Below are 24,424 nucleotides of genomic sequence, written 5' to 3' on the forward strand. Positions count from 1 at the left end.
CATTTTGCCATTGCCTTGATAGAATCATGCGCATGTTAGAAGCTTTTCAAGATGCCCTTGCCTTACTCACCCATTTAGATGGTGGGGTGCTGAGGATCGTTTCAGTTTCTCTGCAGGTTAGCCTGACTGCCCTTCTTATTGGAACCCTCTTGGGTCTTCCGATTGGGGTCCTCTTGGCAACTGAGCAATTTGCCGGTAAAAAAACGATTATCGTGACCCTGAATACCTTGATGGGGGTCCCCACAGTGATTGTTGGCGTCCTGGTTTATCTCATGCTGTCTCGTACAGGCCCCCTTGGCATGTGGGGCTGGCTATTTACAGTCAAGGGCATGATTGTGGCTCAAACATTGCTCACAACCCCGTTAATTGCCGCCCTTAGCCGACAAATACTGGAAGACTCCTGGAAAATACACCGCGATTCATTTCTAAGCCTCAAACTGCCACCGTTATCCCGGTTTAAATGGTTAATTTGGGATTGTCGCTTTTCCCTAACGATTGCCGTGCTTGCAGGACTGGCTAGGGCCATTTCTGAAGTCGGCGCAGTCATGATTGTGGGCGGCAATATTGATCGCTCTACAAGAACCATGACCACTGCAATTGCTCTGGAGACTAGTAAAGGAGACCTTCCATTGGCCCTTGCCTTGGGAATAGTCCTACTTAGCATTGTTTTGCTAGCCAATCTATTTACTTTTGCTGTTCGCCAAATCGCAGAGCGTCGCTATGGTTAATACATCACCAGAATTTGAAAAGTTCATTGAACTCAAAGACATCATTGTCAAAAGCAATGGGAGAACGATTCTCAAGATCTCCCACGCTATTATTCCAGCAGACAGAATCACAGCCTGTATTGGCCCTAATGGCGCAGGCAAAACGACTCTATTAAAGCTAATTGATGGCCTCATAAAGCCAGATAGCGGAACAGTTAGTTACTCCTTCAAACCAAAAATTGCATTGGTACTGCACCACACGCCAATGATTAAAGCATCTGCCATAACTAATCTCAGAATGGTTTGTGACGTAGACTCAAGCATTACAGAGTCTGATATCAACAGGGTAATGGAAGAAGTTGGCCTCAGTAAATTAGGGAAGAGTCCGGCACATAAATTATCCGCAGGCGAAAGACAAAAGCTGTGTCTTGGCAGGGCCATTCTTCAAAAGCCCAATTTAGTTTTGCTCGACGAGCCTACCGCAAACCTCGATCCAAATACAACCGAACAAGTAGAGGATCTGATTCGTCAGTTTGATCAGCAGGGATCAGAGGTTCTATTTTCATCCCATCAATTAGCTCAAGTACAAAGACTTGCCGAGTACATCATCTTTATCGACCAAGGGGAGATAAAAGAAAAGGGACCCGTAGGCCCCTTCTTTGCGAATCCTCAAACACCAGCAGCCAAGCGCTACTTACATCAAGAATTACTCGCTGATTAATTACTTAGCAGCAGGTGCTGCTGGAGCTGCAGGAGCAGGAGCTGCTGGAGTAGGAGTTGTAGGCGCAGCTGCTGCAACTACTGGTGGAACAAATGGAGGTGGTGCCACACATGCAGCAGGTGCCGCAGTCCCAGCCACTTTAAAACGATCGGCAACACGGTTCTGAGCTTGGCACAGTTGGTATGCCCCCATCCGGTCACCATAAGCAGTTTTAGCTTTTGCTAAATTGGCAGCCTCTTGCGCCTCAGGGGTAAGCGGTGGCAAAGTAGCCATCGCAGAAGATGCAGCAAATGCACAGAATGCAAAAGCAATGATTTTTTTCATAGCTCTATCCTTATTTATTAACTTTGTTGTACCAGATCTCATGGTGCTCTTTAGCCCAAGTAGCATCAACATAACCAGTCTTCATGCCATCAATAGAGCCCTGCATACCAATAGAGCCGATATAAATATGCCCCATCGCCATAGCAGTCATTAAGATTGCGGCGCTACTATGGATAATATTTGCAATTTGCATCGTGCCACGCAAGTACTCCACTTCCATAAATGGCACCATCATGTCAAGAACAAGTCCAGAGCCTGAAATCACTAAACCCAAGAAAGTCATGCCAAACCAAAACCATATTTTTTCACCGAAGTTAAAGAAACCTGCGGGAGGATGTTTGCCACCGAACATGCCACCGAATGACTTGATCCAAGTGAGATCACCCTCACCAGGAATATTTCTAGTGGCAAAGAGTAGGAAGAAAATCACTACGCTCAGCGTAAATAATGGGCCAGAGTAGTTGTGAATATTTTTACAGATATTCAGAAAAGTACCGTAGGCAACACCGCCCATTAAGGGCATTGCAAAATACTTGCCGTACAGGATCAGCAAGCCAGTGAAAGCAAGTCCAATAAAGCTAGCCGCCATCACCCAGTGTGTAAAGCGCTCAAAGCCATTAAACCGCTTGATTTTTTGCCCAGATAAAGGCGCATGTAATTTGATGGGACCCTTAACAATAAAAAGAGCTGCAATCCCAAAGAAAGCGATTGCCAGTATCCAACCTCCGAAGACCGTAATAACGCCATTACGTATCAAGCGCCACTCTTGGCCGGCACGCTGAATCAATACACCAGCTTGCTTATCGGGAATGCTGACAAAGTTTAAGGGATCGCTGTTAGGAGCTGTAAAAATAGAAGGGTTGGCTGGCTGAGCCTGAGCTTGAGTTCCATTAGCCAAAGCGTTCGGATTGGCTGGCACCGATAGCGGCGGAATATCCACTCCGCTAGCAGATGGCAAAGGCGCCATCGGCGCGCGCTCAGCAAAACTGATTCCGCTTGCCATAGTCAGCGACAAACCTGCAGTCACCACCAAGGTGCTCAGAGTTTTAGAAAATGATCGTTTCATACACATGTCCTTAAACGTTTTCGTTTTATTTATTGTTATTGAGTTGATCACTTAACGCGACTGTATTCGTTTTGACCCTGAGTGCGCTTATCAATGGATTCAGTCCAACTGGCTTGATTTGTAGGAGTCCAGTTCTTGGTCATAAAGCCATTATCGGCACCCATATAAGGAGCAAAGTCGGGGCGCTTAGCTACTTTGGCGGCAACTTCTGGGGGTTCAGAGCAAGCTGCCAACAAGGTTGCCGCTGCAAAACATAAGCCAAGAGTTTTGAAATTCACTTTCATCATTTAGCTCCTGGGATTTTTGCAGCAGGTGTTGGGGTTGGTGCTGGAGCATCAGGCCCGCCATAAGCTGTATTCCAACCAAAGGCTTTAGATCCTGGGTAATGACCATTCTTCTCACGTGTAGCAACACGATTATTAAAGATGCCAGCAATAATATCGCTATCACCACCGATCAATGCTTTGGTAGAGCACATCTCAGCACAAAGTGGCAACTTACCTTCTGCTAAACGATTACGTCCATATTTTTCAAACTCTGCAACGCTGCCATTTTCTTCAGGGCCGCCACTACAGAATGTGCACTTATCCATTTTGCTGCGGGAACCAAAAGCACCCTTGCTTAAGAACTGTGGTGCGCCAAATGGGCAAGCAAAAGAGCAGTAGCCACAACCGATACAGATATCTTTATCGTGCAGCACAACACCCTCATCCGTGCGGTAGAAACAATCTACTGGGCATACTGCCATGCAAGGAGCATCGCTACAGTGCATACAGGCAACGGAGACTGACTTCTCTTGACCAATGATGCCATCGTTCACCGTAACAACGCGGCGGCGATTAACACCCCAAGGCACTTCATTATCATTTTTACAGGCCGTGACACAACCGTTGCATTCAATGCAGCGCTCTGTGTCGCAAATAAATTTCATTCTTGCCATTGTGTTCTCCTGACTTTATCTTTTAACTTAGGCAAATTTTTCGATTTGACACATGGTGGTTTTAGTCTCTTGCATCATCGTTACTTGGTCGTAACCATAAGTAGTCGCAGTATTAACCGCCTCACCTTGAACTACTGGCGCCGCGCCCTCTGGGTAGTACTTACGAATGTCCTCGCCCTGCCACCAACCTGCAAAGTGGAATGGAACAAAAGCCGTTCCTTGATCAACACGCTCTGTAACCATGGCGCGTACTTTGATCTTGGCACCAGTTGGCGACTTCACCCAAACATAATCCCAGTTCTTGATGCCACGATCTGCTGCAGCCTTTGGATTAATCTCCACAAAGTTTTCTTGTTGGAGTTCTGCCAACCATGGATTGGAACGAGTCTCATCTCCACCACCCTCGTACTCAACCAGACGACCGGAGGTCAGAATGATTGGGAACTTCTCATATAACTTCTGATTCAAGTTTTGATCTTGAACCGTCTTATAGAGAGTTGGCAGGCGCCAGAAGTTTTTCTTATCAGCAGAAGTTGGGTACTTACGCATCATTGGCGCATTGGTGCTGTAGAGCGCTTCACGGTGGGTTGGAATCGCATCAGGGAAGTTCCAAACTACTGCACGTGCTTTTGCATTACCGAATGGATGGCAACCGTTCTTCATTACTACGCGCTGAATACCGCCCGACAAGTCGGTCTTCCAGTTCTTACCTTCGGCAAGCTTTTTCTCATCATCGGTCAACTGATCCCACCAACCCAACTTCTTCACTAGTACGTGATCAAACTCGGGGTAGCCGGTAGTAATTGCAGAGCCCTTAGAGTAGGAACCGTCTTCCGCCAACAAGCTCTTACCTTCGCGCTCAACACCGAAGTTGGCGCGGAAGTTACCACCACCCTCCATGACGCTCTTACTGGTGTCATACAGATTGGGTGAACCAGGATGCTTGATTGCTGCTGTGCCATAGCAAGGCCAAGGCAAGCCATAGTAGTCGCCTGTTGTGTCATATCCAGTTACTGGATCAACACCGCCGCGTGACTTCAAGGTCTTTGGATCAAAGGTGGCAACCATTCTCATGTGTGCCTTTAGGCGCTCAGGAGTTTGCCCGGTGTAACCAATAGTCCAGCATGAGCGATTGATCTCGCGCAAGATATCTTCAATCTGCGGCTCTTTCCATTGCTTACCAGCAAATTTGGAGTTGAGCATCTTGTAGTTCTTGGACAACTCTTCACCGAAACCTAAGCGATCGGCAAAAGCTTGCATGATCACGTGGTCAGGAACTGACTCAAACAATGGGTCGATGACCTTCTCGCGCCACTGTAGTGAACGGTTTGATGCAGTTGCTGTACCGCAGGTTTCAAATTGCGTTGCGGCAGGCAATAAGTAAACGTTGCGATTCTTGTTAATTGCTTGACCTTCTGCAGCTGGCATTGCAGCCATTGCAGCAGTAGCACTTGGATAGGGATCCACTACAACCAAGAGATCTAACTTATCCATCGCACGCTTCATATCTAAGCCACGAGTTTGTGAGTTAGGTGCATGACCCCAGAAGAACAGGCCTTTAACGTTAGTCTGCTGGTCGATCATGTCATTCTTTTCAAGAACGGCATCAACCCAACGAGAAACAGTAGTACCAGATTTCTCCATCATGTCGGGCGCATAACGACCCTTAATCCATTCGTAGTCAACACCCCAAACAGTTGCAAAGTGTTTCCATGAACCGGCAGCTAAGCCATAGTAGCCAGGCAATGAGTCTGGGTTAGGACCTACGTCAGTTGCGCCTTGAACGTTATCGTGACCGCGGAAAATATTCGTACCGCCGCCAGACTTACCTACGTTGCCTAAAGCTAATTGCAAAATACAGGAAGCTCGCACAATGGCATTGCCGATAGTGTGTTGGGTTTGCCCCATACACCACACTACCGTGCTCGGGCGATTCATTGCCATCGTTTTAGCGGCCTGGTAAACCTGCGCTTCAGGCACACCGCAAGCCTCTTCAACTGCAGCAGGAGTCCACTTTTCCATCACTTCTTTGCGGATCTCTTCCATGCCATACACACGGTCGTTGATGTACTTCTTATCTTCCCAGCCGTTTTTGAAGATGTGATACAGCATGCCAAATAAGAATGGAATGTCAGTACCAGAACGAATGCGGATGAATTGATCTGACTTAGCAGCAGTACGGGTATAGCGCGGATCAACAACGATCACCTTGCAACCATTTTCTTTAGCATGCAACAACATCAACATTGAAACTGGATGAGCCTCAGCAGCATTTGAACCAATGTACAAAGCAGCCTTGGAGTTCATCATGTCGTTATAGCTATTGGTCATCGCACCATAGCCCCAGGTGTTCGCAACACCGGCAACTGTAGTGGAGTGACAAATACGCGCCTGATGGTCTGTATTGTTTGTACCAAAGAAAGAGACCCACTTACGGAGTAAGTAGGCCTGTTCATTGTTGTGCTTAGATGAGCCGATAAAGAACATCGCATCCGGAGAATATTTCTCGCGAATGCCCTTCATCTGTGCAGTAATTTCGGTTAATGCTTGGTCCCAAGAAATGCGCTGGTACTTTCCATCAACCAACTTCATTGGGTAACGCAAACGGTAATCGCCGTGACCGTGCTCACGCAAGGCAGCGCCCTTAGCGCAGTGAGCACCCATATTAATTGGGGAGTCAAAGACTGGATCTTGGCGAACCCAAACACCATTCTCAACAGTGGCATCGACCGCACAACCAACTGAACAGTGGGTGCAAATCGATCTCTTGACTTCAATCTTGCCTTTGCCATCGAGCATTGCCTTGCTTGGTTCGGCAGTTGCCTTTTGAACAAAGCTCAATTGACTAGCAGCAATACCAGCACCCACTCCTACGCCTGAACGTTTGAGGAATGAGCGACGATCCATCGTTGGCACAGCGGCTTTTAGACCACGTGACAGACTACCAATTAGGCGCGATGTTGAACGACTGCTTTGTGGGGTATTGGATTTACGAGTCAGACTCATATGTTGTCCCTGAGAAAGTTTTTTTATTTATTGAGTAACAGTTAAGACAAAAGCAAATTAAAGATCGTTAAATCAAAGTGGTTTCGTAATACTTGCGCTGGTGAGCAGTCATAGTTTGACCAACATCTTTCACAGCTTTTGCACCGCTAATTTCTTGGATAACAGCCTTGCCTACTGGGGTTTGGCTAGCTACAGCGACAGCACCAACTGCGGCCCCTGCACCAATAAAGAACTTACGGCGCGATGGCTTGTTTTCTTCGCTTAAAGCAACTTTGGATTTAGTGGTCATGGCATGCTCCTGTTTGGGTATTCTTGATTTGGATCAAGTGTAATGCGTATTGGCACTTTTGACATATAAACGTAACAGAGAACTGTTGCATGAAATTACATATTGCGCTGCAACATTAAATCATGTCAAAACCTTGACCCTCGATCGCCATGAATTCTCTAGTCAGCGAGGCTATTGGGTGGTAGAGATGCATCTCGGGAATACCCTCAATTGCGTCACATAATTCGTCATACCAAGGACGGATATGTTCGTTGAAAAAAACCCTTTGATTTGTAAGGTTTGAGATTTCAACATCGTCACCAGCAATGAGGTAACGCATCACTTCGCAAAGGGCCGAGATATGGTCCTCGGTTTCAGTTACCTCTTCCGCGGCCTCAAGTCCAAATTCAGCCAAAGCTTTACGAATATGAATTAAAGGTTTCTCATTTAAATGGCCTGCCATATAGAAAGAACCATTTAGAACAACATTAGGTTTGCCAACGCTAATGAAATTCAAATCAAACTCTTCATGCCAAGCCTTGGCAGGATTATTTTTAGCAACCTCGACCACATCCATCCAGACTTTGGCTAAAGGTGCCTCGTCAGCAGTATCTTGCTGCTCCGCTGTCGCAGCGATTTGATCCAAAAGCACTTGATCCGGCGGCATCTGGAAAAAACGGGCAATCAAGCCATATAAGTCTGCCCTAGCCAAATCCTCTGGCAAACCCACATCACCTACTTCGGTAGATAAATTCTCTTTTGCCGGTTCTTTTGTAAATTCACTCATGTTTCTTTTTTCACCATATCCACTACTCGACAATCGCCACACATCTTCAGTCGATCCATTGCCGCTCCAGCAAAGGCACCATGAGCACCCAGCTTAGTTAACATCAGATCAACCATCTTGAGGGTTCCAAAAGGCTTGCCACAGCTAATGCAATGAAACGCTTGGGTTTCATTCAAAGCGGTTCTTTGCTTACGCTGCTCAATAGTTTGCAAACGAGGGGCAAGCGTTAAGGCTTTCTCAGGGCAAGTCTGCACACAAATACCGCACTGAACACACTGCTTCTCAATAAAAGAAAGTATTGGCTCATCGGGGTTATCTAAAAGCGCACCTTCAGGACAGCCGCTTACACAAGACATACATAAGGTACAAGCGTCTTTATTTATAGCCAAGCCACCCAACAAGGAAGACTTTGGAAGTACGACACCCGCTTCAGGCAATGGGGTCTTAGCTTGTTTTTGCAAATGCTCTAAAGCCGCCTCTAAGGTTTCGCGTTTCTGATTGGATAAGCCAATACTTGCTGGAGTGCAGATAGGCTCAAGTGATCCACGCTGACGTAATAATCCCATTGCTTTAGATACTGTCGCAATATCTTCTGTCGAATTAGCCAAGATCAAATGAACACGCTCTTCAAAACCATATGCCTTGAGAATGCTATTAGCTAAATCTACCTGCTCTTCAAGCGCTGCACGATATGCAGGATCTTCATCTCCGCTCAATAGCAACGTAACCTCAGCAAAACCATATGTCAGCGCACCTAGCCATAGCTCCAAGCCAGTAGAGGCGATGTGCTCAATGCCATAAGGAATAACAAAAGAAGGCAGACCTTCAAACCGCTTTGGCATAACATGCGCAGATCTACCTAATCCATCAATCATTTGGGTGCCGGCTTTTAAGGTATGCAAAAGCAAACTCGGAGCCATCGCTTGCTGAATCTTTTTAGCTTCTGCCGTAAATACACCGGCTATTGTTTTCAACTCTTTACCCTGATGAGCAACGCTTGGGTAGTTGTACCGCATTGCGCCAGACGGGCAGGTAGTAGAGCAAGCGCCACAACCCATACACAGATTTGGATTAACTTCTACAGAGCCTTGGCCGTTTTTAAAGAAAGAGCTAATGGCCCCTGTTGAGCAAACATCAATACAGGCATTGCAACCAACCTTGCCATTGCGACCGTGAGCACAAATTTTTTCGTTGTAAACGAAATATTTGGGTTTTTCAAACTCCCCCACCATCTCTGACAATTGATTGACCGCAAGTGCTTGCTCTAAGGGATCAGCGCCAGGAGCAAAGTAGCCTTGAGGTGTCTGACTCATGCGCATTTTGAAATCTAATCTTAAATCCAAAATCAGATCAAATTCAGAATTACGGGCACGCTCTTTGCGCTCAAAGGAGATGGCGCCTATACCAGCACAAGCAGTTACGCAATCTCGATGGGATTTACATTTACTTAAATCAATCTGAAAAGACAGATCAATAGCACCCTCTGGACAGACCTCAACGCAGGCTCCACAGCGAGCACACATCTCTGGGTCAATTGGATTTTGCAAGTCCCAATCGACTGAAAAATTACCTAGGTATCCATCTAACCTAGTCACAACGCCGGAAAAAATTGGATAGCTGCGGGCGAGAGGCAAATCACCAGGCTCGGTACATAAGACAGAAACATCTAAAGAGGGACTCAGTTTTTCAGCCCAAGGGATAGCTTGAGAGCCCGCACCCACTATCAACAATCTGCCCTGGCTTTCATAATTCACCACCGGAACAGGCTCAGCTTCTGGCATATCCGCCAAAGCTAGCAAAGCGGCAATTTTAGGTCCGGCTGTTTTAGCCTCTTGCGTCCACCCAGCAACTTCACGAATATTCACAAAACGCAGTGGTGCAACCAAGGGCTTTTCAGCCTGTTCGGCTAACTCGCTAAAAAGTGCACCCTCTTGAGTACAGGCTACTACCAATGCATCAGAGCCATCCAGCGCTTTTAGAAAAGATCCGACTTCCTGCCTACATAGGGATTGGTGAATCGTGACGCCCATCGCTTTGCCATCTAAAGGCATGGTGCCATTGCAATTGCAGACTAATTTTTGACTCATGCGCTATCTTCTGATGTTTTTCTATGTACGGGCTGAATGGATGCTTCTTTTAGCGCTTCTTCTTTGGGGGCTTCTTTTCGCACTTCATCCAGCGGATCTGGTATTTGGTATGTGGATGTTAAATCACTTTGCTGTTGGGCGGCCACTGTATCACCATCCAGCTGGGGATTGGGCACTCGGCCTGCGTTTTGCTGAGAGTCCTGTGGAATTTCATCGCTCGTTTTGCGGAATAGGTTGAGCATATCGCTTTGCACCATTCGCTCAAGCATTCCGGGTGGCAATGGATCTGGCTTGCTATAGTCATCAATATAAATATCCAATCCATCCATGATGTTGAAATGGGGATCAGTAAACATTTTTTTTAAAGCGGCCTGCTGAACTGCAGGATCCACATCTGGTTTCATAAATGCAGAAAAGTCTGGATCAAAGCGATCAATCTTAGCCACATCATCTAAGGTGGCAGGAGGTGGAGCTTCTATTGAGTCACTCTCAACCGGTAATGCTTGCGGGGACTCCTTCGGAGACTCTAATTTTTTCTCTAGCGAGACCTCCTCTTTGCCAGATTTACGCTTAGACCAGCGACCCAGAAATCCCTCAGTCATTAATCCTCCGCAGGGCGCTCAGCACCCTTGAAAGAAGCAGGCTTATGACGTTTTTTAGGTTCAGGTCGGTAGTTATCGTTGACATACTCTTGCAACCAAGATGCGTGCTCATCACTCATCGGTATGGTGTCGACTGACTCACCGCCATCAAGCAAGCGAGCAGCTTCGTTATAGCTGACACAGATACGGTGCGGCACTGCAAGCGTTGCCTCAGACTTTGCTAATCCAATCGATTGTTCGTCAATGTAACGCTCAACATCCTCTTCTAGACGCCACATCACAAACCAGGCAGGTGTTGCAGCAGAAACATTTAGATAGTAGCCCTCAGCCTCGTCGGGAAAGAGGCCAAGCTCATAACCTGTGAATAACCAAGATTCACCATCCGCATCTCGCCCAAGAAACTGGCCCGAGATGGGATTATTTTGCTTGCTATTAAACTGTCCAAAATCAGGTAGCACTTCCTTGGGCACCCAGCGGTAAGAGACCCATGGATTATCCAAGTTTTGTTTACGCATTAACACTGCAAAGCGCATAAATAGTCAGAGCCTTAGGTGTTTTGAACCACGATGTTTGGAAATTTACTGCTCATATCTTTAGAAAGAGTAGCAACACGGATAGCCACCTGTCTAGCAATGCCCTTATAGATCGCACTGATTGCGCCATCGGGATCGGCAACTACTGTTGGACGTCCTGCATCCGCCTGCTCACGAATAGAAAGATTTAAAGGCAAGGAACCCAAGAAATCAACCGAATACTCTTTACACATCTTTTCACCGCCACCGGTGCCGAACACAGGCTCCTTGTGACCACATTTTGTACAAACGTAGGTGCTCATGTTTTCAATAATGCCGATGATGGGTACCCCCACCTTCTCAAACATCTTTAAACCTTTACGAGCATCTAACAAGGCGATGTCTTGAGGCGTCGTGACGATAACTGATCCAGTTACAGGAACCTTTTGTGCCAAGGTCAGTTGAATATCGCCTGTACCTGGCGGCATATCCACAATTAGGTAATCCAAATCTCGCCAACGGGTTTGACGAAGCAACTGCTCTAGAGCAGAGGTCACCATCGGACCACGCCACACCATCGGCGCATCATCGTCAATCAAGAAACCAATTGAACTTGCCTGCAAGCCATAGGCTTCCATTGGCTCAATCGTATTTTCTTCAATTGAGTCTGGTCTACCAGTGATGCCCAGCATCATTGGCTGACTAGGTCCATAGATATCCGCATCCAAAATACCAACCTGCGCACCCTCAGCAGCTAGCGCTAAAGCCAAGTTCACAGCTGTAGTGGACTTTCCTACTCCACCCTTGCCGCTGGCTACCGCAATTATATTTTTTACGCCTGGTAATAATTTGACGCCACGCTGCACTGCATGTGCAGCAATTTGACTGGAGATATTGACGCTAACATTTTTTACGCCTGGCAATTCACGTATAGCATTAATCACCGATTTACGAATCGAGTCAAACTGACTTTTAGCAGGGTAGCCCAGCACAATATCTAAAGAAATATCACCATCTTCCACGCGGAGATTTTTAATATTCTTAGCGGTTACAAAATCGATCTTCGTGTTCGGATCAATTAAGCTTTTGAGCGAACCTTGAACGGTCTCTACAGTTACTGACACTACCTTCTCCTATGATGTGGAATTCACGAAATAGAATTCCAGACTTATTTAATTGCAATATTGATTGAATGGTGGGTAGATTAACCGCGCCAGCAAAAAATTGCTCACTACCAACAAGATTAAGCTGAATTTGATACAGGAAACCCTGCATCCGTTATTAACTGGCCAGCCTCAACAGCGCTTAATGATGTTTGGAGGCTTACCATTTGTGTTGCTAAATCAACCTGAACAATTGCCGCTGGATCATGAGATTGAATAGCGCGTGTCACAGCATTTATACAGCCCCCACAGGTCATTCCAGATACTTTGAGATTTAACATATCAACCCTTTTGAAATGAATTTGTCTGTATGGAGTAGATTATCTTCTATATGGGCAAGCAAAACGATCCAAAATTTCTGGTTTACACCCTTGATATTGGCGGGATGACCTGCACATCCTGTGTTGGCCGAGTTGAAAAGGTACTCGATCGGATTCCTGATGTGGAAGCTGCAAGCGTGAATTTGGCAACTGAACAGGCCAAAATACGTTTAAAAGCGAATTCCAAGACCTCAATTGAAGAGATCGTCGCATTAGTGCAAAAAACCGGCTATACAGCCAAAATCAGTACCCCCCATGAAATTCCTGAGCTAGCACCATCTAAATTATTCTGGGGTTCTGATGGCCTAGCTCGAGTCATTCTGGGCTTTATTCTCTCCGCCCCGCTCTTTTTGCCGATGTTCCTGATGCCCTTTGGCATTCATTGGGCGCTCTCGCCAAAATGGCAGCTCCTACTCGCCACCCCTGTGCAACTCTTTTTAGGCTGGCGCTTTTACAAAGCAGGCTTTAACTCTTTAATGTCTGGTGTTGGCAATATGGATTTGTTGGTGGCGCTTGGTACCAGCGCAGCATACGGATTGAGCGTTTATCAAATGATTGCATTCTCTCATTCAGCTCACGAACTATATTTTGAAGGCTCAGCAGTCATCATTTGCATGGTGCTGCTTGGTAAATGGCTGGAAGCTAGGGCAAAACAGCAAACCAGCGAAGCGATACGTGCCTTACAAAAACTGTGGCCGGAGCATGCGAAAGTCATCGATCGTGATATTGCAATTACCGAAAATTCTCCGCTGAATCAATTTCGCGATCTTCCGCTAGACCAAGTCTTTCCAAAAGATCGTATCTTGGTGTTACCAGGCGAACGCATCCCAGTAGATGGCATGATTTTGCTTGGCAACAGTCATGTTGATGAATCTCTACTCACCGGCGAAAGTGAACCAGTCAAAAAACATCTTGGTGAAAAAGTGATCGGCGGCTCTCTAAATGGTGAAGGTCTCTTGGTTATTGAGGCACAAGCAGTAGGGGTTGAGAGTGTGCTCTCCAAAATTATCACAATGGTGGAGGATGCTCAGACTCAAAAAGCGCCTATCCAAAAATTGGTGGATCAAGTAAGCGCTGTTTTCGTACCCAGCGTCATCGTCATTGCGCTCATGACCGGATTAGTAAACTGGTTTTACTTAGACTCTGCATCGATAGCTATTTTGCGAGCAGTTTCCGTTCTGGTCATTGCGTGTCCATGCGCCCTAGGCCTTGCAACACCGGCAGCCATCATGGCAGGAACTGGAGTGGCGGCACGCTTTGGCATTCTAATTAAAGACCCTCAGGTTTTAGAGTTAGCGCATCGCTTAAATGTGGTTGCATTTGATAAAACGGGCACTCTTACCATTGGTAAACCTCAATTGCTAGAAATCGTTTTACTTTCAAATACATATACCAAGGACGATATCTTGGCGACTGCGGCAGGCTTACAACTTGGCAGCGAGCATCCCCTTGCAAAAGCACTGCTAGATGCAGCCAAACAAATAAGTTTGAGCCCCATTACCCCAACTGACAGCAAGGCCCTACCAGGCGTTGGCATTAGCGGCAAGCCGAGCTCAGGTGTTTTTATGGGCCAGAACCTAGGCCTACAAAGCATTGCATCTTTAGAGGCCAACCCACATCACAACGTAATACTGGAAAAGGCCCAAGCCAGCTTTGATGCCGGTCGAACTGTTAGCGTCTTGATGAACAATGAAATATCCTCAGCATCCTCAGAACCCTCAATGCCAATTGCCATCATCGTCTTTGGAGATGAACTTAAAGACAATGCTAAAGAAGCAATAAGCTTTTTGCATCACCTTCATATTCGCGCAGTGATGCTTTCTGGCGACAATATTGCTGCCGCTAATCGTGTTGCAAAAATGATTGACATTGAAGAAGTATTTGCTCAAATTATGCCAAGTGATAAAGCGGATGTTATTCGCAAACTTCAATCAAAAAATGGTGAACGCCAATTTGTAGCAATGGTGGGTGATGGCGTCAACGATGCGCCTGCCCTCGCAACTGCAGATGTTGGTATGGCGATGTCCACTGGTACTGATGTGGCCATGCAGGCTGCTGGCATTACCCTCATGCGTGGAGATCCCACTTTAGTAGTAGATGCGATTGATATCTCGAAAAGAACCTGGAAGAAGATTCAGCAAAATTTATTCTGGGCGTTTATCTTTAATACCACCGGCATCCCCTTGGCGGCTCTAGGTTACCTCTCACCCATGTTGGCTGGTAGTGCTATGGCACTTTCGAGCTTCTGCGTTCTCAGTAATGCACTGCTACTGAAACGTTGGCGCCCTGCTCACCCATAGGCTAATTTTATTTTTGATTCTTACGAATCAATTCAATATCACCATAAAAGGCACGGGTCTCTGACTTAGTATTATCAGTATCCGTCAACAAAGCAATCCCAATGACTTCTCCTGGAGCCTCGCCATAAGCTCGCTTATAGTCAGCCGCTAAATCACGTTGATGCTTGTGCCACTGGCCTAAATCATCCCAACCCGAATCCACCACAATCATTTTGATGCGCGCAGTATGCGCATTCGTAATGATAGTATCAATAGGAGATTTTCCTGACCAGATATACATGAGTGTGGCGTATGGCATTTCTTGCCCGCTAATGAGATTAGCCATCTCAAAAGTCATTTTTTCTTTTAAGGGTAGCTTTGATTTATTCCCATCAAATGCAACCAGGATACGCAGCGGCGCATCATCAGCATAGCCATCCGCATTATCTGCATTGGCAATTGGATTAGTCGCTTTCCACTCCCACTGCAGCCATAAATTATTTGCCTGACGTGGTCGTAACTTGACAGCCAACCCAGAGGCAGATGTTTTGGAGTTGGCGCTTAGTACCGTTTTGCCTTGGTAACTTTCGAGGCGATAAACCGTATTCTTTTTAAATGGGGCGATGCGATAGAAATTCCAGCCGTTTGGCATGCCATCACGCGCCGTCTCAGCCGAGAATTTAGGCAGCTCTTCCTGGGCAGGTAATTGATCTGCATTAAATGGTTGACCAGCTTCATTTTGCACAGAATTACCGCTCAGCCCAGCACATCCAGCTAAAAATAGGACTGAGCTGATGATTAAAAATAAGCCGGGACGTTTCAACATATTTCAATTGTCCCAAAGAATGCTTCATCTGAGTCTAAAATCATCTGATGCGCCATCAATCACCTTCCAGCTGGGCTGCAATCTGCGTCATTATTGCTGCAGTTGTGCATCTAGCTTTGGGCTTTTCAATTGAGTTTTCGGTTGATGAAGCTCACTATGCCTTGTATGCCCAGCGCTTGGCTTGGAGCTATTTTGATCATCCGCCTTTAGTTGGCTGGATTCAGTGGCCTCTGGTGGCCCTCACCTCCTCAGAAGGCGTTATTCGTCTCATCCCAGAGCTACTGTGGATTCTTTCGTGTTACTTGGTATATGAGGTAACAGTAAAAGCGCATCTTTTTATTCGTGGACGTGATGCCGGCTACCTCACTAGTGCGTTGCCGACTGCAAACTTATGTGGGTTGATGGCGGTCTTGCTTGTGATTGCCGCACCTATGTTGCATATTCTGGCAATTGGTTTATTGCCCGATACCCTGCTTGCGCCATTAAGCCTTGGTTTAATGTTGATGGCCCTTCGTTGGTTGACTGAGGATCAATTCAGTATGGGCGAATGGATGCTGACTGGTGTCTTATTAGGTTTAGCAGGCCTCAGTAAATACACCGCCGCTTTTACTGCGCTTGCATTGCTATTTGTATTTCTGAGTACGCCAAGAAAGCCCTGGATAACAAAAGTAGGTTTTTGGTTGGCTCTTGTTATTGCCTTGCTACTGATTACCCCAGTTCTGTATTGGAATTGGATTAATGATTGGATTTCATTTAAATATCAACTCGCCCATGGTAGTGGCGGGGAATGGCTCTGGCGCAGGTTAGGCGCCTACATTGGCATTCAGGTACTGGTCTTTGGCCCTCTTTTTATCTTAGGATCTTTTGTATTTCTGAAAGACTGCCTGCATGCGAGCAAGCTTTCCTTGCTCGCACTCTTAGGATTCTTCTTCATTCCTTTTGCAATCTTTGTCAGCCTCTCCGGCGGAGGTGGGCTCCCCCACTGGACTTCGCCTGCTTGGTTTTGTCTTGCGCCATTTGCCGGAATTGGATTAGCAAAAGCGTGGGCTATACAGCGCCGCCATTGGATTCGCATTTTATTTTTAATTCAAATCACACTGTGTTGCATTGGCTTTGGATATGTTTTGTCTGGCGGTATTAGTTCTGCATCCATCAAATCAAATCCGATTGCAGATCTATATGGGTGGAAAATTGCCGGCCATAAAGCAGCAGAGCTCGCAAAAGCAACTCACGTTAATGGCATTGCTGTTCAAAACTGGACGCTGGCTAGTCGTGCTGCTTGGTACTCATCGCCTATCCCGGTATTTGTTTTAGATCAGCGACAAGATCAATTTGATCTCTGGTTTGGGGAGCTTCCACCGGGAGCAAACGTCCTCTTGGTCAACTGGTCTGGCATGATCTTTCCCAAACCCGTAGGCAATAAATCTGCATTTGAGGCATGTGAACCCTTAGATACTCTGGAAATTAAGCGATTTGGCCGAGTTTTATCCAAATTCGACTTTAGCCTTTGCAGTAACTGGCAAGGCCCTAGCCGTCCGGAGTAATTCCCCCAAATTCAAGACCTTAGGGGTCTAAGGCATTATCCTTACGCTTATGAGTTCACAAGCCCAGCCCAACCCCAAGACCCAATCGGGGTGGAAATCCATTCTCAAGCGGGCTTGGCCTACCATTCGCGTCCTCCTCTCCATTGCACTTCTATGGAAAGCAACCAGCGGAATTGATTGGCATTCACTCTTTGATACCCATATACAAATGCAGCCTCTCTGGTTTCTAGCAGCCCTAGCCTGCACGATGTGCGCTTTTATATGCGGAGGATATCGTTGGGGGCTATTCATGCAGGCAGTAGGGTTTCCACGCCGTATCCGCTCCTATATCGGCCTTTATATTGCCGGCGGACTTATTAATCAAGGACTACCAAGCACATTGGGCGGGGATAGTTATCGAGCTATTACTGCCACCCATTTAACGAGCACCGGTAACCTTTCTGAAACTAAAGAGCTGGATGAAGAGCTGCATCACTCTGTTGATCTTGAGCATGCAACCCCTAAATTGCGATTAAGTTTTGCGATGGTATTGGTAGATCGCCTTTTGGGCTTAGCGGGCAATAATTTATTGGGCGCAATTGGCTTGATATTAGGTGGAGCCACAATCGCTACATGGGGGCAGGATTTGGGTTATGCGGTAATGGCAGTGATGCTATTGGCAGGCATAGCCATTGCCATCATCCTAGCCTGGAGTCCTAGCAAGCAATTGCTACAAAAACTCTTAGTCCGCTTTAATATGAATCATGCGATGCCCGGTATTCAGCTGGCTTTTGCATGGCCCAATAATATCGCTCAAGCGGGCTTAGCCATTGGCATTCATTTTCTGACGATTTTGACCTTACTCTTTTGCCTAAAGGCCTACGGCGTAGAGGCTCCGATCGAAGGCTTGATGATTGGGTTGCCTGCGCTTAGTTTGTTGCTCATGTTACCGATTAGCATTTCCGGGTGGGGGTTGCGCGAGGCTACGCTTTCATCAGTCCTCGCCTTATGGGGAGTGAACCCTTCCTTAACAGTATTGGCTTCAATTAGTTATGGGGCAATTACTGTTTTATCGGTTCTGCCTGGGGCGTATTTTTTAATAAAACGAAAATAATTATTTAGAGCAAAACTATGGCTATTAGTGTCAACACCATGCGCGCCATTGACCATTGGGTCGGCGTACCGCTTTGCGCAATCGTAAGCCCATTCATTGCTTTGATTGATGCTGTAAAAAATAGCTTCAACCGCGGGCCCCAGACTCCGAAAAAACTTCTCTTTATTGAGCTCTCAGAAATGGGTAGCGCTATTTTGGTTGATCCAGCAATGCGCAATGCACAAGCACGCGGAGCTGAGCTATTTTTCCTGATCTTTAAAAGCAATCGTGCAAGTCTCACTTTGCTCAATACAGTTAAGCCAGAAAATATCTTTACGATTGACTCATCGAGCTTGGGCGGCCTAATTAAAGACACCCTACTCTTCTTGGTACTGGCTCGTAAGCACCGCATTGACACCGTTATTGACCTGGAGTTGTTCTCTCGCTTTACCGCCCTACTGACTGGTATGTGTGGCGCGCGTCGCCGTGTGGGATATCACATTTTTCATGGCGAGGGATTATGGCGTGGATTCATGCTGACCCGCAAAGTGCACTACAACCCACATATTCACATTACCAAGAATTTCCTCTCTTTAATTCATGCGGCCTTTGCTCAGAAGATAGAAGTTCCTTTTAGCAAGATTGAGATACCAGATTCTGAAGTGCGCCTAGAGCAAGCTGTAATTAATCCTAGCTCCTTAGAAAAAGTTCGTGAACGTATTGAGAAGATGGCTAAAGAAGCCCGCATTCCTTTCGCCTCAGGCAAAGACCGTTTGATTCTGATTAACCCGAATGCAAGCGACCTTCTTCCACAACGCCGTTGGGCTCAACAGCGTTTTTCTGAATTGATTCAAGCAATCCATCAGCAATACCCAAATGATCTCATTCTAATTACCGGCTCACCCGCTGAATTTGTTTACGTAGAAAAGGTTCGCGCTGTAGCAAATATTAAAAATGCACTTAACTTCGCTGGTCAAGTCAGCTTTGCTGAACTGCCGCCGCTCTATACCCTCTCCGATGTGATGGTGACAAATGATTCTGGCCCTGGCCACTTTTCAGCAGTAACTCCACTAAGAACCGTAGTTCTCTTTGGCCCCGAGACTCCGGCATTGTATGGCTCGGTTGGTAATTCCATTGCCATCACAGCAAACCTTGCTTGCTCTCCTTGTGTAAGCGCTGCCAACCATCGCAAAACACCTTGCCATGACAACGTGTGCATGCAGGCTATCACCGTTTCACAGGTGCTAGATAAAGTAATTGTGCAGTTACAAGATGTTGATCAAGTAAAGGCGCGCCAAGCTGGATGAATAAAAAAGCAATACCTCAATTTGCTTGGTTTATTCCACTAGCGCCAATTGCACTTGCATCTGCAATCTACTTTGGCGAGCTTCAAAGTAGCAGCTTCCTATTCATTAATCAACTAACGCAGCAGCTACCAAATATTCTTTGGGCTTGGCTGACTTTTTTAGGTAATGGCTGGGGTGTTTTCGCTTTAGCCTTTCCGCTACTATTACTGGCACCAAGAATGCTCACTGCTGGAATTTTTGCCGGTGTATTGGCCGCATTAACAAGCCCCCTTTTAAAAGGCTTATTTAATTTGCCAAGGCCAGCAGGCGTACTAATAGATGGAAGCTTTCATCGCATCGGCGAAGCCCTGCTACATAAAGCTTTTCCTTCTGGGCATACCCTAACTGCATTTGCCATTGCGAGCGCTTTATATTTTTCTGCCAACAAAGAGAAACGCACACCACTACTTATCTTATTTTTATTGGCCGCACTGGTGGGCCTTTCACGTAATGCAGTAGGGGCTCACTGGCTCACTGATGTTTTAGGCGGAGCAGGTTTTGGCATGTGGTGCGGCATGGTCGGGGCACTAATGGCTAATCAATTTCCAGTAAATCAATTGGGTCCAAGAAAAATCTGGACACATCTAATCGCGCTTGGTGGTGTTGTCGCAATTTATGCCCATCTCACTCAAATCATGGATCTAGAATTAAATCTTCCTTTGCAATATTTATCTATTGCTATAGTGGCTTCTACTCTAGCCTTCTATGTCAGAGCGCAATTTGCACCAGCACCTCACAAGGCAGAATAATTCAGAATGTTTAGTTATCGACATGCATTTCATGCGGGCAGCCACGCAGACATTCTGAAGCACCTTACCTTAATTCATTTGGTTCAGTATCTGCAAGAAAAACCGGGTGCGCTTATGCTTGTTGATACACACGCGGGTGCAGGAATCTATAGCCTACAAGATGGCTTCTCAGCTGTGAGCAAAGAAGCAGATGGTGGAATTTTTCGTCTGATGCAATATGTAGAAACTTGTGTAACTGCAAATATACCGGTGCCAGAAAGTATTCAAGAGTATTTAAAGTTTGTTGAAATAGAGAATGTTGCTGGGCAGCTCACGACCTATCCTGGCTCCCCATTCATTTTGGCTAGACTATTACGCCAACAAGACCGGCTCAAGTTATTTGAACTACATCCCAAAGAAATTGACATCCTTCGCCACAATATTGGTGAGCTGAAACAATCAAAACAGATTGATATTTATGCAGAAAATAGCTTTGCCAGACTAAAGGGTTTGCTACCTCCCCCAAGTCGCCGTGGCTTAGTATTAATTGATCCTTCTTACGAAGATAAACAAGACTATCGCTCTCTAGAGACCGCTATGGAAGAAGCCCTACAACGCTTTGCTACAGGCTGCTATGCTATTTGGTATCCCGTAATTTCCAGAAGAGAGTCGATCGCCCTGCCCGATCGTTTGAAAAAAATTGCGGCTGCCCATAATCGCTCTTGGCTCCATACAGAATTGCGTGTGGAGAATGCACCTGGTGAGCGACGCCTTCAGTGCAGCGGCATGTTCATCATCAATCCGCCCTGGACTCTTGAAAAACATCTGGCTCAGGCCTTACCAACCTTAACTAAAGCTTTAGGTATAAATGGCGGTGGACAGTTCTTACTAAAAAGCTTTGAAGCAAAGAACTAGTCACGGAGGTTAATCATGACCTCGTTACGACGCATGAAGGGTAAGGTCCATGGCGGGTTATAGCGCGCGAAATTTGGAGCCCCGGCACTTTGAAGATTGCGGGATTTGATCCACTGCTCTAGTTCGAGCGTTTTTTCAGCCACTTTTTGATCGTTATAAAACCCTGTAAAACTGATGACTGCTTTTTTCATTGCGGGAATTTGACGTAGTTGCACCTGTGAATTCGTGGGCTTTGGTATTGTCTCCATGGTGTACTCAGCAGGCATCACAAAAGATACAGTCCATTTACCAGCATTAGGCTCAATTCCAACTGGAGTGGTCATGGCAATCTTAGCGCTCTTAATCGTTTGATCGGCCACCGTCACTGGTGCCGTCATCGCTATTTTTTCGCTAACTTGATTCTGCCCGAATATATAGGCTGCAATTAAACGAAAGCCTTGACCGGAAGCGCTATCCAAATCCCCTTCAACTTGAACCTCAGCCACCAGCATAGACGCATATGATCGAACTTCAAAAGGCGATTCTTTTTCAAGAACAGTATATTTCGGCTCTTCAGTTGCCATTACTGCTCCTGTAAAGGTAAGCGCAATTAAAACTAAAATGCCATCTAAGAAAAGACGGGCCAAATGATTGTTAAAAAAAATCACCACTTCGCCTTCAGTTCAAACCCACTTGTATTGAAATCTAAGCGAGCTATGGCGCCAATAGGTAATGTTAATTTATTTGCCTGATGCCCAAAAGGTAGGCCCGTCAAGATTGGAATGTCTTCTGCTAAGCGATTACGAACAGCTTCAATCGCCCGCTCGAGTGAGTAGCCTTTGTCGTTATCGTACAAGCGGTATGCAGAAAAACCACCTAATACTATGGCGCCCTGATTAGATAGGACGCCTGCATCTAGAAGTTGCATCAACATTCTCTCGATTCGATAAGGATGCTCATTCACATCTTCCAAGAATAAGATACCGCCCTGGGTTTGATTGGCAGATGGAAGATATGGTGTGCCTACCAAACCAGCTAATACCGTTAAATTACCGCCCCACAAAAAACCTGTGAGAGATCGTGAACTTTGAGCACCCAAGAAAGATTGTGGGATTGATACCTGGCAATCGAGCTTGCGATCTTGTACTGCAGTCTGGAAATGCTGCCACATGAATTCATCTGGAACCACTGGTGCACCATCATCACCTAGGCGCCCAAAGTCATAATTCAACATTGGTCCAGCCAAAGTAATAGCACCTGTCTTTGCAAGCAATCCCAACTGAAAGACTGTGAAATCACTGTGACCGCAAATTTGTAAACCCTTTTGAGTGGCCTTTGCTATTGCATCCCACTCAATCCCGGGAAGCAAACGATGAAGACCGTACCCACCGCGCATAGCCATTACTATGGTCTGAGGATCTAAGTTAGCAATACTATTGAATTCAGTAAGGCGCTCTTCGTCACTGCCAGCAAAGCGCTCATATACTCGCCGCACACAATCGGTATTTTGGACGACATTACCCTGTTGCCCTAACCAGTCGATGCCAGCCAGCGGGCTTTTGCTATCTAAACTTGCTCCAGATGGAGCAATCAGGTGAATGGCTTTCAACGTCGTCCCTTAAAAAAATCACGCAGCAACTGACCGCACTCCTCACTCATGATGCCACCCTCTACGCTAGTTTGGTGGTTAATCTTCTTAGAGGCGAATAAGTCTATTACGCTGCCAGCAGCACCCGTTTTGGGATCGGGCGCGCCATAGACTACACGATCAATCCTAGCATGAAGCATGGCGCCAGAACACATCGCGCATGGCTCCAGGGTCACATAAAGCGTGCTTCCTGGGATGCGGTAATTTTCTTGGGCTAGTGAAGCTTCTCGCAAGGCCAGCATTTCAGCATGGGCGCTAGGATCATGATTGGTAATGGGTTTATTGAATGCCTTTGAAACAACCTTGCCATCTTTAACTAACACCGCCCCTACAGGAACCTCGCCCGCCTGAGCTGCCAATTGAGCCTGCTCAATTGCCATCTGCATATATTGCTGGTCAAGCTCTGCTTGCGTCATTTAAACAGGACGAACATCAGCCCAGCAATTGGGAGTCTCATAAAGGCGAATAGCAGAAAGCTCGAGGCGACCACTAAATGCTTTGCTAAACACTGGTTGCAAGATAGCAAAAGCGGCGCGAGCAAGATTCTCCACAGTAGGGACGTGATCCATGATTACCGTCTTATGATTTGGCAAGCTCGCCAAAAAAGCAACTAAACCCTCATCTTCCTTGGCGACTAAAAATGCATGATCCCAAAGATCCACGATGTATTGGTTAGTTAGGCGTTTGATGTCACCAAAATCAAGCACCATTCCATCATCAGCTTTACCGGGGTGCTCTGCCACTTCACCAATCAGCGTCACTTCAATCGCATAACGATGCCCATGAAGATGACGACATTGCCCATCATGGTTTGGAATACGATGTCCTGAGTCAAACTCAAGACGACGGGTAATGGAAATAGGGGCTTGTTTATTGGTCATTGAGTACTAAAGTATTCTGATTTGAACTGATTCATATTAACGAATCCCAATGAGTTTATGAGATTGCAGACTTAGTCTCCACAAAGGACGTTTTTGACATAAGCTTACCGCCAATTCAGTATTGTTTTTCAGGTTCTGGCTATCCATCGGTTGTAAGAAACGATTGCGATAATCCATTCCCTCAAAACGGGCCATTAACTTTTCTAGCGGCTGGTGATCGTTTTGCGGAATCACTAGCTTTAACTCATCTGCTTGCAGAACAATGAGTTCAGATCCTGCTTTTGGACTTACACATACCCAATCGATTCCCTTGGGAACTTTAATGGTGCCATTAGTTTCAATAGCTACAGCAAACCCTTTTTGGTGAAGCGCAGCAATTAACTCTTCATCCAGTTGTAATAGAGGTTCGCCGCCGGTAAAAACTACATAGCGCTGCTGAGGACCGGCCGAAGTACTTCGCCATGAAGCCTCAATTGCATCCGCTAGGGAAATGGCAGTTTCAAACTTACCGCCTCCCAAGCCATCGCTACCTACAAAATCGGTGTCGCAAAACTGACAAATGGCAGTTGAGCGGTCTTCTTCGCGACCACTCCAAAGGTTACAGCCAGCAAAGCGACAAAACACTGCCGCCCTACCAGCGTGGGCACCTTCGCCCTGAAGCGTGGGAAATAGTTCTTTTACGGTATACATAACGATAAGGCTA

26 protein-coding genes are annotated in these 24,424 nt (G+C 46.3%); 8 read left to right on the top strand and 18 right to left on the bottom strand.

Annotation, left to right across the window (positions count from 1 at the left end):
* Positions 1-32: 32 nt before the first annotated feature.
* Positions 33-728, top strand: coding sequence for an ABC transporter permease (locus tag ICE89_RS04545; RefSeq protein ID WP_216265047.1), 696 nt, complete (start codon positions 33-35; stop codon positions 726-728).
* On the top strand, positions 721-1,428 hold the full coding sequence (locus ICE89_RS04550; protein ID WP_216265048.1) for an ATP-binding cassette domain-containing protein: 708 nt from the start codon (positions 721-723) through the stop codon (positions 1,426-1,428). The genes ICE89_RS04545 and ICE89_RS04550 overlap by 8 nt, the downstream gene beginning before the upstream one ends.
* Here the strand turns inward: ICE89_RS04550 and ICE89_RS04555 are convergent, their stop codons facing one another.
* The 12 genes from ICE89_RS04555 to ICE89_RS04610 form a co-directional block, all read right to left on the bottom strand.
* Positions 1,429-1,752 carry a hypothetical protein gene (locus tag ICE89_RS04555; RefSeq protein ID WP_216265049.1) on the bottom strand — a complete coding sequence of 108 codons (324 nt, stop codon included), beginning with the start codon at positions 1,750-1,752 and terminating at the stop codon, positions 1,429-1,431. It lies immediately after the preceding gene.
* Between the two features lie 10 nt (positions 1,753-1,762).
* Entirely contained in the window at positions 1,763-2,818 is a 1,056-nt protein-coding gene (locus tag ICE89_RS04560) for a formate dehydrogenase subunit gamma (protein WP_216265050.1), read from the bottom strand.
* Between the two features lie 47 nt (positions 2,819-2,865).
* On the bottom strand, positions 2,866-3,105 hold the full coding sequence (locus ICE89_RS04565) for a hypothetical protein (protein ID WP_255558698.1): 240 nt from the start codon (positions 3,103-3,105) through the stop codon (positions 2,866-2,868).
* A complete protein-coding gene (gene fdh3B / locus ICE89_RS04570; protein WP_216265051.1) occupies positions 3,102-3,758 on the bottom strand; it encodes a formate dehydrogenase FDH3 subunit beta in 657 nt (218 codons plus the stop codon). The genes ICE89_RS04565 and fdh3B overlap by 4 nt, the downstream gene beginning before the upstream one ends.
* Before the next feature lie 27 nt (positions 3,759-3,785).
* Entirely contained in the window at positions 3,786-6,764 is a 2,979-nt protein-coding gene (locus ICE89_RS04575) for a formate dehydrogenase subunit alpha (protein WP_216265052.1), read from the bottom strand.
* A 67-nt stretch (positions 6,765-6,831) separates the two neighbouring features.
* The gene (locus tag ICE89_RS04580; RefSeq protein ID WP_216265053.1) at positions 6,832-7,053 is read right to left on the bottom strand and encodes a hypothetical protein; all 222 of its coding nucleotides are present in this window, start codon (positions 7,051-7,053) and stop codon (positions 6,832-6,834) included.
* Positions 7,054-7,168: 115 nt separating this feature from the next.
* On the bottom strand, positions 7,169-7,819 hold the full coding sequence (locus ICE89_RS04585) for a molecular chaperone (protein ID WP_216265054.1): 651 nt from the start codon (positions 7,817-7,819) through the stop codon (positions 7,169-7,171).
* Positions 7,816-9,906, bottom strand: coding sequence for a 4Fe-4S binding protein (locus ICE89_RS04590; RefSeq protein WP_216265055.1), 2,091 nt, complete (start codon positions 9,904-9,906; stop codon positions 7,816-7,818). The genes ICE89_RS04585 and ICE89_RS04590 overlap by 4 nt, the downstream gene beginning before the upstream one ends.
* Positions 9,903-10,508, bottom strand: coding sequence for a DUF3306 domain-containing protein (locus ICE89_RS04595; RefSeq protein WP_216265056.1), 606 nt, complete (start codon positions 10,506-10,508; stop codon positions 9,903-9,905). The genes ICE89_RS04590 and ICE89_RS04595 overlap by 4 nt, the downstream gene beginning before the upstream one ends.
* On the bottom strand, positions 10,508-11,023 hold the full coding sequence (locus ICE89_RS04600) for a DUF3305 domain-containing protein (protein ID WP_370625331.1): 516 nt from the start codon (positions 11,021-11,023) through the stop codon (positions 10,508-10,510). Before ICE89_RS04600 ends, ICE89_RS04595 begins: the two co-directional genes overlap by 1 nt.
* A gap of 32 nt (positions 11,024-11,055) precedes the next feature.
* The gene (apbC, locus tag ICE89_RS04605; protein ID WP_216265058.1) at positions 11,056-12,144 is read right to left on the bottom strand and encodes an iron-sulfur cluster carrier protein ApbC; all 1,089 of its coding nucleotides are present in this window, start codon (positions 12,142-12,144) and stop codon (positions 11,056-11,058) included.
* Positions 12,145-12,263: 119 nt separating this feature from the next.
* The gene (locus ICE89_RS04610; protein WP_255558701.1) at positions 12,264-12,464 is read right to left on the bottom strand and encodes a heavy-metal-associated domain-containing protein; all 201 of its coding nucleotides are present in this window, start codon (positions 12,462-12,464) and stop codon (positions 12,264-12,266) included.
* A 50-nt stretch (positions 12,465-12,514) separates the two neighbouring features.
* Between ICE89_RS04610 and ICE89_RS04615 the strand changes: the two genes are divergently transcribed.
* Positions 12,515-14,803: a cation-translocating P-type ATPase gene (locus ICE89_RS04615; RefSeq protein ID WP_216265059.1), complete on the top strand. Its 2,289-nt coding sequence runs from the start codon at positions 12,515-12,517 to the stop codon at positions 14,801-14,803.
* Positions 14,804-14,810: 7 nt separating this feature from the next.
* On the opposite strand, the gene ICE89_RS04620 is transcribed toward ICE89_RS04615, so the two are convergent.
* The gene (locus ICE89_RS04620; protein ID WP_216265060.1) at positions 14,811-15,608 is read right to left on the bottom strand and encodes a DUF3047 domain-containing protein; all 798 of its coding nucleotides are present in this window, start codon (positions 15,606-15,608) and stop codon (positions 14,811-14,813) included.
* A 47-nt stretch (positions 15,609-15,655) separates the two neighbouring features.
* Between ICE89_RS04620 and ICE89_RS04625 the strand changes: the two genes are divergently transcribed.
* From ICE89_RS04625 to ICE89_RS04645, 5 genes are read left to right on the top strand one after another with little or no spacing between them, the layout of a single operon-like run.
* The gene (locus tag ICE89_RS04625; protein WP_216265061.1) at positions 15,656-17,152 is read left to right on the top strand and encodes a glycosyltransferase family 39 protein; all 1,497 of its coding nucleotides are present in this window, start codon (positions 15,656-15,658) and stop codon (positions 17,150-17,152) included.
* Between the two features lie 49 nt (positions 17,153-17,201).
* Positions 17,202-18,245 carry a lysylphosphatidylglycerol synthase transmembrane domain-containing protein gene (locus ICE89_RS04630; protein WP_216265062.1) on the top strand — a complete coding sequence of 348 codons (1,044 nt, stop codon included), beginning with the start codon at positions 17,202-17,204 and terminating at the stop codon, positions 18,243-18,245.
* A gap of 17 nt (positions 18,246-18,262) precedes the next feature.
* Positions 18,263-19,531, top strand: coding sequence for a glycosyltransferase family 9 protein (locus ICE89_RS04635; protein WP_216265063.1), 1,269 nt, complete (start codon positions 18,263-18,265; stop codon positions 19,529-19,531).
* Positions 19,528-20,319, top strand: a complete 792-nt coding sequence (locus tag ICE89_RS04640; protein ID WP_216263656.1) for a phosphatase PAP2 family protein — start codon at positions 19,528-19,530, stop codon at positions 20,317-20,319. Before ICE89_RS04635 ends, ICE89_RS04640 begins: the two co-directional genes overlap by 4 nt.
* A 6-nt stretch (positions 20,320-20,325) precedes the next feature.
* On the top strand, positions 20,326-21,213 hold the full coding sequence (locus ICE89_RS04645) for a 23S rRNA (adenine(2030)-N(6))-methyltransferase RlmJ (protein WP_216263654.1): 888 nt from the start codon (positions 20,326-20,328) through the stop codon (positions 21,211-21,213).
* On the opposite strand, the gene ICE89_RS04650 is transcribed toward ICE89_RS04645, so the two are convergent.
* The 5 genes from ICE89_RS04650 to queE form a co-directional block, all read right to left on the bottom strand.
* Positions 21,210-21,776: a heme-binding protein gene (locus tag ICE89_RS04650; RefSeq protein ID WP_216265064.1), complete on the bottom strand. Its 567-nt coding sequence runs from the start codon at positions 21,774-21,776 to the stop codon at positions 21,210-21,212. The two genes, ICE89_RS04645 and ICE89_RS04650, sit on opposite strands and share 4 nt — an antisense overlap.
* 80 nt (positions 21,777-21,856) lie before the next feature.
* Complete coding sequence (locus tag ICE89_RS04655; RefSeq protein ID WP_216263653.1) at positions 21,857-22,801, bottom strand: LD-carboxypeptidase; 945 nt, start codon at positions 22,799-22,801, stop codon at positions 21,857-21,859.
* Entirely contained in the window at positions 22,798-23,256 is a 459-nt protein-coding gene (tadA, locus tag ICE89_RS04660) for a tRNA adenosine(34) deaminase TadA (protein WP_216263652.1), read from the bottom strand. Before tadA ends, ICE89_RS04655 begins: the two co-directional genes overlap by 4 nt.
* Positions 23,257-23,721, bottom strand: coding sequence for a 6-carboxytetrahydropterin synthase QueD (gene queD / locus ICE89_RS04665; protein ID WP_216263651.1), 465 nt, complete (start codon positions 23,719-23,721; stop codon positions 23,257-23,259). It lies immediately after the preceding gene.
* Between the two features lie 36 nt (positions 23,722-23,757).
* Positions 23,758-24,411 (bottom strand): 7-carboxy-7-deazaguanine synthase, encoded by a 654-nt coding sequence (gene queE / locus ICE89_RS04670; RefSeq protein ID WP_216263650.1) that lies wholly within the window; start codon positions 24,409-24,411, stop codon positions 23,758-23,760.
* Positions 24,412-24,424: the final 13 nt, after the last annotated feature.

The organism is Polynucleobacter sp. AP-Kaivos-20-H2 (assembly GCF_018882215.1).
Taxonomy (GTDB): Bacteria; Pseudomonadota; Gammaproteobacteria; order Burkholderiales; family Burkholderiaceae; genus Polynucleobacter.